Origin of the sequence: Pectobacterium atrosepticum, from assembly GCA_019056595.1 — a bacterium.
Taxonomy (GTDB): domain Bacteria; phylum Pseudomonadota; class Gammaproteobacteria; order Enterobacterales; family Enterobacteriaceae; genus Pectobacterium; species Pectobacterium atrosepticum.
Genome location: CP036163.1, coordinates 2,183,695 through 2,198,534 on the forward strand (window position 1 = coordinate 2,183,695; position 14,840 = coordinate 2,198,534).

The window sequence follows — 14,840 nt, forward strand, 5'->3', positions numbered from 1 at the left end:
TTGAACGCCATCCAGCCAAGCCTTAAGTCAGGCAGCGATCAACCTTCTGTTTTCCCGCACAGTTCTTCAGCCAGCCACTGAATGTAATCCGCCAAAGCCGCTTCATTTCTCTGGCAGTACGTCCATTTCTGATAGCGTTTTACCGTAATGAAACCTGCCTGCCGCAACAGATCGACATGTCGGCTGGCTGTCGGTTGGGCGATATGCAACGCATCGGCGATCAACGTAATACACACACCAAATTCCTGCGGATCGGCTGACGTCTGCCCACTAAAATATTGTTGCGGATGCTTAAGCAGCCGGAGGATTTCCAATCGTGGTTCACTGGCTAATGCTTTGACTTGGGTTGATCTCTCGCTCATCTTTTGTATCATATAGTCACATAGCTAACATTGAATATGATGATAACATGCTTGAACTGAAACATAACTTTATTTTCGAAGATCAGCCTGTTGCCTGGGGATGCATGGGTCAAGGACCCGCGCTGGTGCTGATTCACGGTACACCCTTTTCTTCTCAGGTATGGCGACGTATCGCTCCCCTGATCTCCTCCCATTGGACCGTTTATTACTACGACATGGTGGGCTACGGGCAATCACATAAATCTGCCGGACAGCAGGTATCGCTTGGCGTGCAGGACCGACTACTGGCCGCACTCCTGAAAGAATGGAAGCTGACGCGACCCGACATACTTTGCCATGATTTCGGCGGAGCGACGGCGCTACGTGGCTATTTCCTGCAAGGTCTCCGTTATGCCTCGCTGACGCTGTTTGATGCGGTCGCGATTTCCCCGTGGGGCTCGCCCTTTGTGACACATGTCAGAAAACATCAGGATGCCTTCACCGGCCTGCCGAAATACGCTCACGATGCGTTACTCAGCGCTTATTTGCAGGGCGCGGCTTATCAGCCGTTATCGGAAGAAGCGCTGAACATTTACATGTCACCGTGGCAGGGAGAAGTCGGGCAAGCCGCTTTTTATCGGCAAATAGCGCAGATGGATCAATGCTATACCAACGACATTGAACCCTTGCTCACCGAGCTTGATTGTCCAGTGAATATGTTATGGGGCGAGCAGGATGAGTGGATACCACTTGAGGTCGGCAAACGTCTAGCACATCGACTTGGCGATTCGCCTTTACAGATCGTCAAAAACGCAGGGCACCTTGTACAGGAAGATGCCCCCGAAGCCATTGTTCAATCTATGTATTCCTTGCTGCTAAAACGGGCGGGAACGTCATCCTCACGATAAGGCGGCATTAATGAGCAGCAGTGACAACATTCTCGAACGCTTACTCTTCACGATACATAAGCGGTTAGTCTCGATACTCATAGATCCGCATTTACGTAAGGATGTCGCCCCAACCGTCAACGGCTGGCCTTCCCGACCAGAAAAAAATATGCGACCGAGTACCGCTGTGCATCTGCCTGCGGTTGATTATCTTGAACAAACGTTGAAAATCGGGGAAACATTGGGAGACAGAGAAATATGCTCAATGATCAGGTTATTAGCCCCAGAATTAAGCTGGAACTTTGATTACACCCCGCATCCCGAGTTTCCGTATCTGGACGAAAAAGTCGCCTTTACGCAATTCGTCGGACCTGACGATCTCTGGGTATCTTCTCATTTAGCGATAGGGTTGACGCTCATTGCGCCAGAAACGCATTATCCAGCGCACTGCCACCCCGCAACGGAGATTTACCTTCCTCTGGCTGGCACGGGTTTATGGTCGATGGGGAATGAGGATTATTTTCCGCGCCAACCCGGTGAGTTAATTTTTCACCCTAGCGGTATTACACATGCGACTCAGGCACAAGAAGAGCCGATGCTCGCGTTATACATTTGGCACGGTGATATCTGTTCGCCCTCTGAATGGCTGCCTGAGGCGTGTGAATAGACGTAAATTGCAGGTTATCGCCTGCAATTTACGGTAGAAAATAAAGAGTTATTATTTCTTCATCTCAATGCTTTTCATTTCATCTTTACTTAACCCATTCATTGAGCTGCTAATAACACAATTGTAAGTTTCATTCTTATTAATAATCATGAAAGTACTCACTGGGTTTTTCATTTTTTTATCAAGAGAGAAAAGAATATAAGAGTCGGGTAAAACACTGGGGCTAAATGCGCCAAATGAATAGCTATCAGATAGACCCAAGGCTGATAAATCCGCCGTTAATTCCATTGGCTGTGTACTGTGAGGTGAAGGGAACATAGACTTCGCTGACATCATCATTGATTGGGTATTAATGTTATATTCTGTTGTCACTTTCATGCCCATATATTTTGATTCAGGCATATTCAGCTGTTTCTCACACATTACATCGTGCTGCGGGCTGGACGTTCCATTTTGCAGGACGGCATGGATATGTTTTAATTCAAGTTGTTCTTTTCCGGTATGTGCTTTTGCCATATCATCAGCCTGAGCAAACCCGCTCATCACCAAAGCCGCGGTTGCTACAACGTGTAAAATAGAGCGATTCATTGCATTCATTTTTCTATCCTCTTTTATCTACAGGGAAACCCTATGATCCATGATAACAATCTGTTAGTTATTAAATAAATCCGTTAGTTATTAAATAAACAACTGGAATGCTTCATGAAATTTAAATGATATTTCCCAGGAAAAATAGAATAGAAAAAACAAATAACAAAAAAAAGATGATAACAGCCAGTTTAATTTTGAATGATGTGTTTTTTACAAATGCATTCTGGTTATAAACATAGTCAAATTTAAATATTACGTCAAAATCAAATCGACGCAAAAATAAAATAAAAACGAATATCAGAATAAATATAATCAAGCTAAGCATTTGATGAAATTATTTATCTATAATATCAACGTTCAAGGCGCAACTCGAATGTAAAGCCAAGAATGCTCATCGAGTAGAAGATTGGGGATACCACAAGGTCGGTATGCGACGTAGCGTACGATCTGTATTTTTACACAACGAAAAATGCATGACAAAAAAGAGTTGAACAGGTTTTATACACGGCAAGGAGAGTGATGATGTAATCAAAAAGAGAGACTAAAAGATTGGAGCGGGAAACGAGACTCGAACTCGCGACCCCGACCTTGGCAAGGTCGTGCTCTACCAACTGAGCTATTCCCGCATATCGGACAGACAATAACAGGCGTTATGTCTGATTACTGCACACAGCTTGTATGGTGACAAGCAGTGAGAAAACTTGGAGCGGGAAACGAGACTCGAACTCGCGACCCCGACCTTGGCAAGGTCGTGCTCTACCAACTGAGCTATTCCCGCTCGGGAAATCTACATACGATGTTGAAGTTCTTTAATTGAAATTCTTCATCGGTATGGGGTGCGCATTATACGAGAAATCCGTTTAACCGCAAGCCCCCGAAAATGAAAAATCGTCTGACTGCTGATAAAACCGACATCATGGCGTAAATAGCAGCAAAATTGCGGCATATCACGCCCTGCCCGTCTTGCTTAACCTACAGCCGCAGAAAATTCTCACGGTAATAGGCCAGTTCCGCCAGTGATTCACGAATGTCGTCCATTGCCTGATGCGTGCCTTGCTTCTTAAAACCCGCCATGATTTCCGGCTTCCAGCGTCGTGCCAGCTCTTTGAGCGTGCTGACATCCAGATAGCGGTAATGGAAGTAGGCTTCCAGCTCTGGCATATAGCGGAATAGGAAACGGCGATCCTGACCGATGCTGTTACCGCAGATCGGTGATTTACCCGCAGGCACCCACTTTTGTAGAAACGCCAGCGTTTCCAGCTCGGCGGCGCGTTCATCTGCGGTGCTGACTTTGACGCGATCCGTCAAGCCGCTGGCACCGTGCGTGCGCACATTCCAGTCATCCATCAGCGCCAGTTGGCTATCCGACTGATGCACCGCCAGTACCGGTCCTTCGGCCAACACGTTCAGATTTGCATCCGTAACCAATGTTGCGATCTCAATGATGCGATCGTGATCCGGGTTCAGGCCGGTCATCTCAAGATCGATCCAGATCAGGTTATTTTCATCTACCATCGTGGGAGTTCCTGTTGCATTGTGCCTTGTCGTCGATACAAGGATACCAGTATCAATCTCAATGCTGATACCGACAAGGTGGTATCAGTTAATTAAAATCAAATAGGGTGTATTATACACCCTAAATAATTCGAGTTGCAGGAAGGCGGCGACACAGTAAATCCTCAGGAGCTTACACCAGTAAGTGACTGGGGGGAGCGAGGAAGCCAACGCACATGCAGCTTGAAGTATGACGGGTATAGTCTGTTAAAACGCAGCGGGCGATAACGCACTGCCGCGAACGATAAATCGTCTTAAGTGAGGCTCAGTGAGCAAAAAGAAACTGTCGAAAGGTCAGCAGCGTCGGGTTAGCGCCAACCACCAGCGTCGCCTGAAAAAAACGGAAAGCAAAGTTGAATGGGAAGATAGCCAACTGGGCGATGCGCAGGAAGGCATTATCATCAGCCGATTCGGCATGCATGCCGATGTAGAAGCCACCGATGGCGTGGTGCGCCGCTGCAACATTCGTCGGACCATTTCATCGCTGGTAACGGGCGACCGCGTCGTCTGGCGCCCCGGCCATGAATCGCTCGCTGGCATCAGCGGGATCGTGGAAGCCGTTCACCCTCGTCATTCCGTACTGACACGCCCTGACTATTACGATGGCATTAAACCGATCGCCGCCAATATCGATCAGATCGTGATCGTCTCAGCGATCTTGCCCGAACTGTCGCTGAACATCATCGATCGCTACCTGGTCGCCTGCGAAACGCTGGAGGTCGAACCGCTTATCGTGCTGAACAAAATTGACCTACTGGATGAAAAATCCCGCCAGTTAGTTGATAAATCGATGGATATTTACCGCGCGCTCAAGTATCGCGTGTTAATGGTTTCCAGCCATACCCAACAGGGTATTCCCGAACTGGAGCAGGCCTTAACCGACCGTATCAGTATTTTCGCCGGACAATCAGGCGTAGGGAAATCCAGCCTGCTTAACGCGCTGCTCGCGCTGGGTGAAAAACGCATTCTGGTCAATGAGGTTTCTGATAACTCAGGATTGGGACAACACACCACCACCGCTTCCCGACTTTATCACTTCCCGCACGGCGGCGACGTGATCGACTCACCGGGCGTGCGTGAATTTGGTTTGTGGCATCTGGAACCCGAACAGGTTACCAGTGGTTTCATTGAGTTACGTGAATACATCGGCTCATGTAAGTTCCGCGATTGTAAACATGAAAACGATCCGGGCTGCGCGATTAATGCCGCACGTGAGCGCGGAGATATTGCTAGAGAGCGCTTTGATAACTATCACCGGATTCTGGAAAGTATGACGCAAGTAAAAATGCGTAAAGGCTTTTCGGATACAGATAACTGACATTTATCATGACCATCGGTACAATGCGCCCCCTTTGAGGGTAAGTGAATCCGCTTACTCCCTTTCTGGGTTACCGCTGGCAGTGTCAAGCGTGTTCCCCAGACAGCTTTTTTATGGCGCACTATTAATCCAAGAGGCTCACTGTGCTGGATAATATCAAAATCAAATTACAGTATTGGCTTCCCAAGATCTGGCTGACCCGCTTAGCGGGCTGGGGAGCAAATAAGCGTGCAGGAAAACTCACCAAGCTGGTGATCGACCTGTTTGTCCGCCAATACCACGTCAACATGCAGGAAGCGTTGCAACCGGATACCGCCTCCTATCGCACGTTTAACGAATTTTTCGTTCGCCCACTGCGTCCTGGCATTCGCCCTGTCGATCCACATGCGCATCGTCTGGTGCAGCCCGCAGACGGCGTGCTGTCGCAGTTTGGCCCGATTACCAACGGCAAGCTGATTCAGGCGAAGAATCACGACTACACCTTAGAAGCGCTGCTGGCTGGCAACTATACGATGGCCGATCTGTTCCGCGACGGCCTATTTGCTACCATTTATCTTTCGCCTCGAGATTATCACCGCCTCCACATGCCGTGTGACGGCGTGCTGCGCGAAATGATTTACGTCCCGGGTGACCTGTTCTCTGTCAACCTGCTGACGGCAGATAATGTGCCGAATCTGTTCGCTCGTAACGAACGTGTCATTTGCCTGTTTGATACTGAATTTGGCCCACTGGCACAAATTCTGGTCGGTGCAACCATTGTCGGCAGCATCGAAACCGTATGGGCAGGCGTGGTGACGCCACCGCGCGAAGGCATCATCAAGCGTTGGACTTACCCGCAGGCGGGCGAAGAAGGCGCGGTCGTACTGGCGAAAGGCGAAGAAATGGGTCGCTTCAAACTGGGCTCAACCGTGATTAACCTGTTTACCGCAGGCGACCTTCAGTTTGCCGCACATCTTAATACCATGAGCGTGACCCGTATGGGTGAACCGTTTGCCGAAGTCCGTCAGGATGAGCAAACGCCTGTTGTCTTCCCAGAAGGAACCGAGCTGGAAGAAAACGATGCAGCACAACCGCCTGTCGCTGCAACGTCTGAGCCTGTTCAGGCCGATGGGCAAAATCCTGCGGCAGAAGTATCCGGTCAGACGGGCCACAAGCCCGATGCACCGTAAATAATGTCCGACTTTAGTCGCTTGTAAAAGTGTTGTTTGTAAAAGGTAGCTAACGTGCGTTTGATTCTGACTTTTCTTCTGGGATGTTTATTATCAACCGCCGCGTTGGCTGCCTCTGTGCCCAATGAGGCTCAGTTACGCCAGCAGCTACAGCAGGCGGAAGCCAATAAAGGCGCGGCCGATCAGGCGAAAATCGTCGAGGAATATCAGTCTGCACTGAATACCTTACAGGATCGCAAAGAGGCGCAGGAACGCGCCACACAGTATCAGCGCGTCATTGATGATTTCCCCAAGCTGGTTCAAGAGCTACGTCGCCAGCTTAATGCAGAAGATGGCAAATCGTCGTCGATTTCAGAGAATCTCTCCAGCAACGATCTCGAACAGCAGTTGCTGCAAACAAGCAGCCAGTTGTTGGAACAGGCCCGCCAGCTCCAGCAGGAACAGGATCGGCTGCGTGAAATTGGCGATTCACTGAGCCAGCTTCCGCAGCAGCAAACTGAAGCTAGCCGAATGCAAAGCGATGCGGAACGCCGTATTCAGTCTCTCGGTACGCCCGCTGCCCCGCTGGGGCAAGCGCAGCTCGTCGCACTTCAGGCCGAATCCGCACTGCGCAAAAGCCGGGTGGATGAACTGGAGCTGGCGCAGCTTTCAGCCAGTAACCGTCAGGAGCTGTCTCGTTTACGCGTCGAGCTGTATAAAAAGCGTCACGACAGGCTGGATCTGCTGCAACAGGATCTACGCAGCCGACTCAACAACCTGCGCCAGCGTGAAGCCGAGCAGGCATTAGAACGCACAGAGCTCCTCGCTGAACAAAGTGGTGATTTACCCGCCGTCATCAGCAAGCAGTTACAGATTAACCGTGAGCTCTCCGTCGCACTGAATCAACAGGCGCAGCGGATGGACCTTATCGCCTCTCAGCAACGTCAGGCAGCGACGCATACAATTCAGGTTCGTCAGGCGCTGAGTACCATTCGCGAACAGGCACAGTGGCTCGGTGTTTCACCGATATTGGGAGAAACATTACGCGCCCAGATCGCTCGCCTGCCGGAAATGCCTAAACCTCAGTTGCTGGATAGCGACATGGCGCAGCTGCGCGTACAGCGCCTGCACTTCGAAGACCTGATCAATAAACCGCAAGATATTGATAACGTCAAACAAGATAACGGCGATCCGTTGACCAGTGCACAGCAGCGTATTCTGACCGATCAGATGCGCACCCAGCGCGATCTGCTGACTTCGCTGATCTCCGGCTGTGACACACAGATACTCGAATTGACCAAACTTAAAGTCGCCAATAACCAGTTGGCGGATGCATTGACCGAAACACGCGAAGCGGCCCACCGCGATCTGTTCTGGGTCGCTGATGTTGAGCCCGTGACGTTCGCCTATCCGCTCAACCTGGTGCAGGATCTGACGCGTCTGCTGTCACTGGATACGTTGACGCAACTGGGTAGCGCACTCGTGATGATGGTGACCAGTCAGGAAACCGTGTTGCCGCTGATGGGCGCATTGCTGCTGGTGGGCTTCAGCATAAGCTCCCGCCGTCATTATCATGCCTTTATGGAACGCGCCAGCAGCCGTGTCGGCAAGGTCACGCTCGATCACTTTATGCTGACGCTGCGTACCGTATTCTGGTCCCTCCTTACTGCCCTGCCGCTGCCGGTGCTCTGGGCGGCGTTAGGATACGGGCTGCAAAACGCCTGGCCTTACCCGATTGCTGTTGCCATCGGCGACAGCGTGACCGCCACCGTGCCGTTAATGTGGCTGGTGATGATCAGCGCCTCGTTCTCGCACCCACAGGGGCTGTTTATTGTCCACTTCCGCTGGTCGCCAGAGCACGTAGCCAGAGCGATGCGCTATTATCGCCTCTCCATCGCCTTTATCGTGCCGCTGATTATGGCGCTGATTACCTTCGATAAACTCAACGATCGCGAATTCTCCAGCACGCTGGGGCGGCTCTGCTTCATCCTTCTCTGTATGGCGTTGAGTCTGGTCACCGCCGGATTAAAACGCGCCGGTATCCCGCTATATCTGGATAAAGAAGGCTCGGGAGAAAATTCCGTTAACCGCGCGATGTGGAACATCCTCATTGGTGTGCCACTGGTTGCCGCGCTGGCCTCCTGCATCGGCTATCTGGCGACCGCACAGGCGCTGTTAGCGCGACTGGAAACCTCCGTCTCCATCTGGTTCTTCCTGCTGGTGGTTTACCACATTATTCGCCGTTGGATGCTGATTCAGCGACGTCGCATCGCCTTCGACCGCGCCAAGCAACGGCGTTCGGAAATTCTGGCGCAGCGTGCCAAAGGTGAAGAAGATACGCAGTCTGCATCATCCCATGAAAGCAGCTCGGAAGCCGTGGAAGAACCTGTTGTCGATCTGGATGCTATCAGCGCCAAATCCTTGCAGTTAGTACGATCCATTCTGACGCTGATCGCGCTGGTTTCTGTGATCGCGCTGTGGTCAGAAATCCATTCGGCCTTCGCATTCCTGGAAAATATCAGCCTGTGGGATGTCTCTAGCACGGTCAAAGGCGTGGAGAGCGTGCAGGCGATTACGCTGGGGTCCGTGCTCATCGCCATTCTGATTTTCATTGTTACCGCGCAGCTGGTGCGTAACCTGCCCGCCCTGCTGGAGCTGGCGATCCTGCAACATCTGGATCTGTCGCCGGGCAGCGGCTATGCCATTACCACTATCAGCAAATATATTCTGATGCTGATCGGCTGCCTGATGGGGTTCTCACTCATTGGGATCGAATGGTCGAAACTGCAATGGCTCGTTGCTGCGCTGGGTGTAGGGCTTGGGTTTGGTTTGCAGGAAATCTTCGCCAACTTTATCTCCGGCCTGATCATTCTGTTCGAGAAACCGATCCGCATCGGCGATACGGTTACGATTCGCGATCTCACGGGTAGCGTCATGCGCATTAATACCCGCGCCACTACGATTTCCGACTGGGATCGCAAAGAGATCATTGTTCCGAACAAGGCGTTTATCACCGAGCAGTTTATCAACTGGTCGCTGTCGGATTCGGTTACGCGTGTTGTGATGACGGTGCCTGCTCCGGCGAATGCGAACAGTCAGGAAGTCACAGAGCTGCTCATGGACGCAGTGAAGCGTTGTTCACTAATCCTCGATACACCAGAACCCGAAGCTTTCCTGGTTGACCTGCAACAGGGAATTCAGATTTTCGAGCTGCGTGTTTTCGCCGCCGAAATGGGGCACCGTATGCCGCTGCGCCACGAACTTCATCAGCTGATTCTGGAAAACTACCGCAAGCATAATCTGGAACTTCCTTTCCCACCGTTCCAGGTGAAAATGGACAATCTGTCGCGCAGTGGAAAAACGCTGACACCACGGCAGCGGACGCCGGGCAGCTTATAAGAGAGGAAAACGGGCGGCGGCCAGATGTGGCACCGCCCTGCATCAGGATTGTGATTACATACAGATTGATTACATAACGATTGCTACGCGCGCTCTACGGAGAACGCAATCACGTCACTCAGCTTCTCAGCCTTCAGCGCCAGCATGATCAAACGATCCACACCCAGCGCCACACCGGAACACTCTGGCAGACCATTTTTCAGCGCCGCCAGCAGGTTTTCATCAATCGGCTGTTGCGATAAACCACGCGCAGCACGTTTGCGGTTATCCTGCTCGAAGCGCTGACGCTGCTCATCGGCATCGGTCAATTCGCGGAAGCCATTCGCCAGCTCAATCCCTTTGAAATAGACTTCAAAACGCTCAGCAACGCGATGGTCTTCCGAGCTGATCTCTGCCAGCGAGGCTTGCGTGGCCGGGAAATGGTAGACAAACGCTGGCTTGTCGCGCCCGATGTTCGGTTCAACGCCGAAGGTGAACAACATCTGCACCAGCGAATCGCGATCGTCTTCACGACAGGCGATATCGCCCAGCCCGAGTTTTTCTGCCGCTTCGCGCAGTTGCGCTTTATCAACAGACAGAGGATCGATCTCCAGATGGCGTAAAAATGCCTGCTGATAGGAGAGCATTTCCGCGCTTTCACAATCCAACACCTGCTGTAACAGGTCATCGACCTCATTCATCAGGCGGTACATATCATAATGAGGGCGATACCATTCCAGCATGGTGAATTCTGGATTGTGGTGTCGGCCCGATTCTTCGTTGCGGAAACTGCGACACAGCTGAAAGATCGGCCCACTGCCAGCAGCCAGCAGACGCTTCATGTGGTATTCCGGGCTGGTCATCAAATACAGCGTCATGCCATCCGCAGCCCCAGGACCAACGAAGCGGGTTTGGAACGGGTATAAGAAAACATCCGTCACCGTCGCCTGGCTCATCGCTGGCGTTTCGACTTCCAGCACTCCACGATCGGTGAAGAAACGTCGAACAGCAGCAACTATCGACGCTCGTTTCAACAAATTAGCGACAGAAGCACTAGGTTGCCAACTTGTCGTCTCGCTCATGGTTCTTACTCCAAAGTCAAACAGGGGGTGCAGTCTACCCGCATCAGCCCAAATTTCCAGCGGGAAAAAGCCGGATGCGCTTTTCAACAAGGCATGTCCTACCCTTTCTGGGGCAGCAGAAAGATAGCATCCGTAAATTATATCCAGTGAATCATTTTTTTATATCCCTCTCAAAAGGGTTATTAAAGAAATAAAAGCATCGTTTCCCCGTAAATAAGCCTTTCGATCACGTTTTTATCAATAAATACGGTACTCGCTGAAAAAACCACAAAATGCAGGATCACATCAAATTTCACCTACCTATAATTCGGTATAATCATTCCCACACAAAAATTATAGGTTTATCTATTCTTTATACGTCTATCACACAATTTTAAGTGGGTTTGATATTAAGCTCAGATATAAAGACAGAAACGAATAGATATTATTTTTTTATTTTAACTTAATTAACTTAAATAACTGGAGGAATGCATTGCAAACCTTTAATGCTGATTTGGCCATTATCGGGGCCGGGGGTGCTGGCCTACGAGCAGCAATAGCTGCCGCGGAAGCCAACCCCCAACTGAAAATCGCGCTGATCTCAAAAGTTTACCCAATGCGTAGCCATACCGTGGCTGCAGAAGGTGGATCAGCCGCAGTGACTCAGGAACACGATAGCTTCGACTATCACTTCAACGACACCGTATCCGGTGGCGACTGGCTGTGTGAACAGGACGTTGTTGAGCACTTCGTCAAACACTGCCCAGAAGAGATGATTCAAATGGAACAGTGGGGCTGCCCTTGGAGCCGTAAACCGGATGGTTCTGTCAATGTTCGCCGCTTTGGCGGAATGAAGATTGAACGCACATGGTTTGCTGCCGATAAAACCGGCTTCCACATGCTGCATACGCTGTTCCAAACTTCCCTCAAATACCCACAAATCCAACGTTTCGACGAGCACTTTGTCCTCGACGTTCTGGTCGATGACGGCCAGGCGCGCGGTATCGTTGCCATCAATATGATGGAAGGTTCACTGATTCAGATCCGTGCTAACGCCGTGGTACTGGCAACAGGCGGCGCAGGTCGCGTGTACCGTTACAACACCAATGGCGGCATCGTCACGGGCGACGGCATGGGCATGGCGTTCCGCCACGGCGTACCGTTGCGTGATATGGAGTTCGTGCAGTATCACCCAACCGGTTTGCCCGGTTCCGGTATCCTGATGACCGAAGGCTGCCGCGGCGAAGGCGGCATCATGGTCAACAAAGACGGCTACCGCTATCTGCAAGACTACGGCATGGGCCCGGAAACGCCGCTGGGCGAACCGAAAAACAAATATATGGAGCTAGGGCCGCGCGATAAAGTATCGCAGGCGTTCTGGCACGAATGGCGCGCAGGCCGTACCGTCTCAACCCCGCTGGGCGATGTGGTTTACCTCGATCTGCGCCACCTCGGCGAGAAAAAACTCAAGGAACGTCTGCCGTTCATCTGCGAACTGGCAAAAGCCTATGTTGGCGTCGATCCGGTGAAAGAGCCGATTCCTATCCGTCCTACCGCGCACTATACGATGGGCGGCATTGAAACCGATCAGAACTGCGAGACCCGCATCAAAGGTCTGTTCGCCGTCGGCGAATGTTCTTCTGTTGGTCTGCATGGGGCGAACCGTCTGGGCTCCAACTCGCTGGCCGAACTGGTGGTCTTCGGGCGCGTCGCAGGTGAGCAAGCCGTACAACGCGCACAGGCAACTGCACCAGCCAACGGTACAGCGTTGGACGCACAAACACGCGACATCGAACAGCGTCTGCATGACCTGATGAATCAGGAAGGCACCGAAAGCTGGGCGAAAATACGCGACGAAATGGGCATGTCGATGGAAGAAGGCTGTGGTATTTACCGCACCACTGATCTGATGCAAAAAACCGTCGATAAGATGGCGGAGCTGAAAGAACGCTTTAAACGCGTGAAAATCACCGACCGCTCCAGCGTGTTCAACACCGATCTGTTGTACACCGTTGAACTGGGTCACAGCCTGGATGTTGCGGAATGTATGGCGCACTCGGCAATCAACCGTAAAGAATCTCGCGGCGCGCATCAGCGTCTGGATGACGGCTGCACCGAGCGTGATGACGTTAACTTCCTGAAGCATACGCTGGCGTTCTATAACCCGGAAGGGGCACCTCGTCTGGAGTACAGCGATGTGAAGATTACCAAACTGCCACCGGCCAAACGCGTATACGGTGCAGAAGGCGATGTGCAGGAAGCTGGCAAGAAGGAGCAGGCGAATGGCTGAGATGATCAAAACCCTGAAAATGGAAGTCATGCGCTATAACCCTGAACAGGACAGCGAACCGTATTTTGAGACATTCGACGTCCCGTACAACACGCAGACTTCCCTGCTAGATGCCCTGGGTTATATCAAAGATAACCTGGCACCGGACCTCTCTTACCGCTGGTCCTGTCGTATGGCGATCTGTGGCTCTTGCGGCATGATGGTGAATAAGGTCCCAAAATTGGCCTGTAAAACCTTCCTGCGTGAATACACAAACGGTCTGAAGGTCGAAGCGCTGGGCAACTTCCCTATCGAGCGCGATCTGGTGGTCGATATGACCCACTTCATCGAGAGTCTGGAAGCCATCAAGCCATATATTATCGGCAACGATCGTAAACCCGCTGACGGCCCGAATAACCAGACCCCAGCGCAAATGGCGAAGTATCACCAGTTCTCCGGCTGTATTAACTGCGGTCTGTGCTATGCGGCGTGTCCGCAGTTCGGCCTGAACCCTGAGTTCATCGGTCCGGCTGCGATTACGCTGGCGCACCGTTATAACCTGGACAATCGCGATCACGGCAAGAAAGAGCGTATGGCGCAGCTGAACGGCAATAACGGCGTCTGGTCCTGTACGTTTGTGGGCTACTGCTCAGAAGTGTGTCCGAAGCACGTCGACCCTGCTGCTGCCATCCAGCAAGGCAAAGTCGAAAGCGCTAAAGACTTCATGATCGCCATGCTGAAACCACAATAAGGGAGGGACAATGATGACATCTAAACGTAAAGCGTATGTTCGCGGCATGTCGCCGACCTGGTGGAAAAATCTGGGGTTTTACCGCTTTTATATGTTGCGTGAAGGGACTGCCGTTCCTGCCGTCTGGTTCAGCATCATACTGATGTGCGGGATCTTCGCACTGAAAAATGGGCCAGAAGGCTGGGCAAACTTCGTCAGCTTCCTGCAAAACCCGCTGGTACTGCTGATCAATATCGTTGCCCTGCTGGCTGCTGCGCTGCACACCAAAACCTGGTTTGAGCTGGCACCGAAGGCGAGCATTATCGTCATTAAAGACGAAAAAATGGGGCCGGAGCCAATTATTAAAGGGCTTTGGGCTGTCACCGTGGTGGTAACCGTAGCCGTTCTGGCGATCGCCTTACTATTCTGAGCAGGAGAAATAACGTGATTAACCCAACGCCAAAACGTTCTGACGAACCTCCTTTCTGGGGCCTGTTCGGCGCTGGTGGGATGTGGAGCGCATTCTTCGCTCCGGTAATCATCCTGCTGGTCGGTGTGATGCTACCTCTGGGGATGTTCCCGGACGCGTTAACCTATGAGCGCATCGCTGCATTCAGCCAGAGCTTTATCGGCCGCGTATTTTTGCTGCTGATGATTGTGTTACCGCTCTGGTGTGGCTTGCACCGTATCCACCACGCGATGCACGACCTGAAAATCCACGTTCCTGCTGGGAAATGGGTGTTCTATGGTCTGGCAGCAATCTTGACCGTGGTTACCGTCATCGGTGTCGTCACGCTGTAGGTATAACGCTGCAAATGTAACACCGTACTTAACGGCCTGCGCAATGCAGGCCGTATTATTTCCCCGCCTGACCACGTCCATCGTCTACACTGGAA

The 14,840-nt window shown here is 51.6% G+C and carries 13 protein-coding genes and 2 tRNA genes; 9 read left to right on the plus strand and 6 right to left on the minus strand.

Annotated elements, in window-relative coordinates:
* Positions 1 to 38: 38 nt before the first annotated feature.
* Entirely contained in the window at positions 39 to 362 is a 324-nt protein-coding gene (locus tag DCX48_10465; protein ID QXE14895.1) for an ArsR family transcriptional regulator, read from the minus strand.
* Positions 363 to 409: 47 nt separating this feature from the next.
* Between DCX48_10465 and DCX48_10470 the strand changes: the two genes are divergently transcribed.
* Complete coding sequence (locus tag DCX48_10470; GenBank protein QXE14896.1) at positions 410 to 1,249, plus strand: alpha/beta hydrolase; 840 nt, start codon at positions 410 to 412, stop codon at positions 1,247 to 1,249.
* A 10-nt stretch (positions 1,250 to 1,259) separates the two neighbouring features.
* Positions 1,260 to 1,895, plus strand: coding sequence for a cupin domain-containing protein (locus tag DCX48_10475; protein QXE14897.1), 636 nt, complete (start codon positions 1,260 to 1,262; stop codon positions 1,893 to 1,895).
* A gap of 51 nt (positions 1,896 to 1,946) precedes the next feature.
* On the opposite strand, the gene DCX48_10480 is transcribed toward DCX48_10475, so the two are convergent.
* The 4 genes from DCX48_10480 to DCX48_10495 all read right to left on the minus strand — a co-directional run bounded on the left by DCX48_10480 (position 1,947) and on the right by DCX48_10495 (position 4,001).
* Entirely contained in the window at positions 1,947 to 2,492 is a 546-nt protein-coding gene (locus DCX48_10480) for a hypothetical protein (protein ID QXE14898.1), read from the minus strand.
* Between the two features lie 544 nt (positions 2,493 to 3,036).
* Positions 3,037 to 3,112 (minus strand) — tRNA-Gly (locus DCX48_10485).
* 76 nt (positions 3,113 to 3,188) lie between these two features.
* Positions 3,189 to 3,264: transfer RNA gene (locus DCX48_10490), tRNA-Gly, on the minus strand.
* A 194-nt stretch (positions 3,265 to 3,458) separates the two neighbouring features.
* A complete protein-coding gene (locus DCX48_10495) occupies positions 3,459 to 4,001 on the minus strand; it encodes an oligoribonuclease (protein ID QXE14899.1) in 543 nt (180 codons plus the stop codon).
* Between the two features lie 307 nt (positions 4,002 to 4,308).
* Between DCX48_10495 and rsgA the strand changes: the two genes are divergently transcribed.
* From rsgA to mscM, 3 genes are all read left to right on the plus strand, one after another.
* Positions 4,309 to 5,358 carry a small ribosomal subunit biogenesis GTPase RsgA gene (rsgA, locus tag DCX48_10500; GenBank protein QXE14900.1) on the plus strand — a complete coding sequence of 350 codons (1,050 nt, stop codon included), beginning with the start codon at positions 4,309 to 4,311 and terminating at the stop codon, positions 5,356 to 5,358.
* 143 nt (positions 5,359 to 5,501) lie between these two features.
* Positions 5,502 to 6,527 carry a phosphatidylserine decarboxylase gene (psd, locus tag DCX48_10505; protein QXE14901.1) on the plus strand — a complete coding sequence of 342 codons (1,026 nt, stop codon included), beginning with the start codon at positions 5,502 to 5,504 and terminating at the stop codon, positions 6,525 to 6,527.
* Positions 6,528 to 6,581: 54 nt separating this feature from the next.
* On the plus strand, positions 6,582 to 9,905 hold the full coding sequence (gene mscM / locus DCX48_10510) for a miniconductance mechanosensitive channel MscM (protein QXE14902.1): 3,324 nt from the start codon (positions 6,582 to 6,584) through the stop codon (positions 9,903 to 9,905).
* A gap of 83 nt (positions 9,906 to 9,988) precedes the next feature.
* On the opposite strand, the gene epmA is transcribed toward mscM, so the two are convergent.
* Entirely contained in the window at positions 9,989 to 10,966 is a 978-nt protein-coding gene (gene epmA / locus DCX48_10515) for an elongation factor P--(R)-beta-lysine ligase (protein ID QXE14903.1), read from the minus strand.
* 472 nt (positions 10,967 to 11,438) lie between these two features.
* Between epmA and DCX48_10520 the strand changes: the two genes are divergently transcribed.
* From DCX48_10520 to frdD, 4 genes are read left to right on the plus strand one after another with little or no spacing between them, the layout of a single operon-like run.
* Positions 11,439 to 13,235, plus strand: coding sequence for a fumarate reductase (quinol) flavoprotein subunit (locus tag DCX48_10520; GenBank protein QXE14904.1), 1,797 nt, complete (start codon positions 11,439 to 11,441; stop codon positions 13,233 to 13,235).
* A complete protein-coding gene (locus DCX48_10525) occupies positions 13,228 to 13,965 on the plus strand; it encodes a succinate dehydrogenase/fumarate reductase iron-sulfur subunit (GenBank protein ID QXE14905.1) in 738 nt (245 codons plus the stop codon). Before DCX48_10520 ends, DCX48_10525 begins: the two co-directional genes overlap by 8 nt.
* A 13-nt stretch (positions 13,966 to 13,978) precedes the next feature.
* A complete protein-coding gene (frdC, locus tag DCX48_10530; GenBank protein ID QXE17214.1) occupies positions 13,979 to 14,374 on the plus strand; it encodes a fumarate reductase subunit FrdC in 396 nt (131 codons plus the stop codon).
* 14 nt (positions 14,375 to 14,388) lie between these two features.
* Entirely contained in the window at positions 14,389 to 14,745 is a 357-nt protein-coding gene (frdD, locus tag DCX48_10535; GenBank protein QXE14906.1) for a fumarate reductase subunit FrdD, read from the plus strand.
* Positions 14,746 to 14,840: the final 95 nt, after the last annotated feature.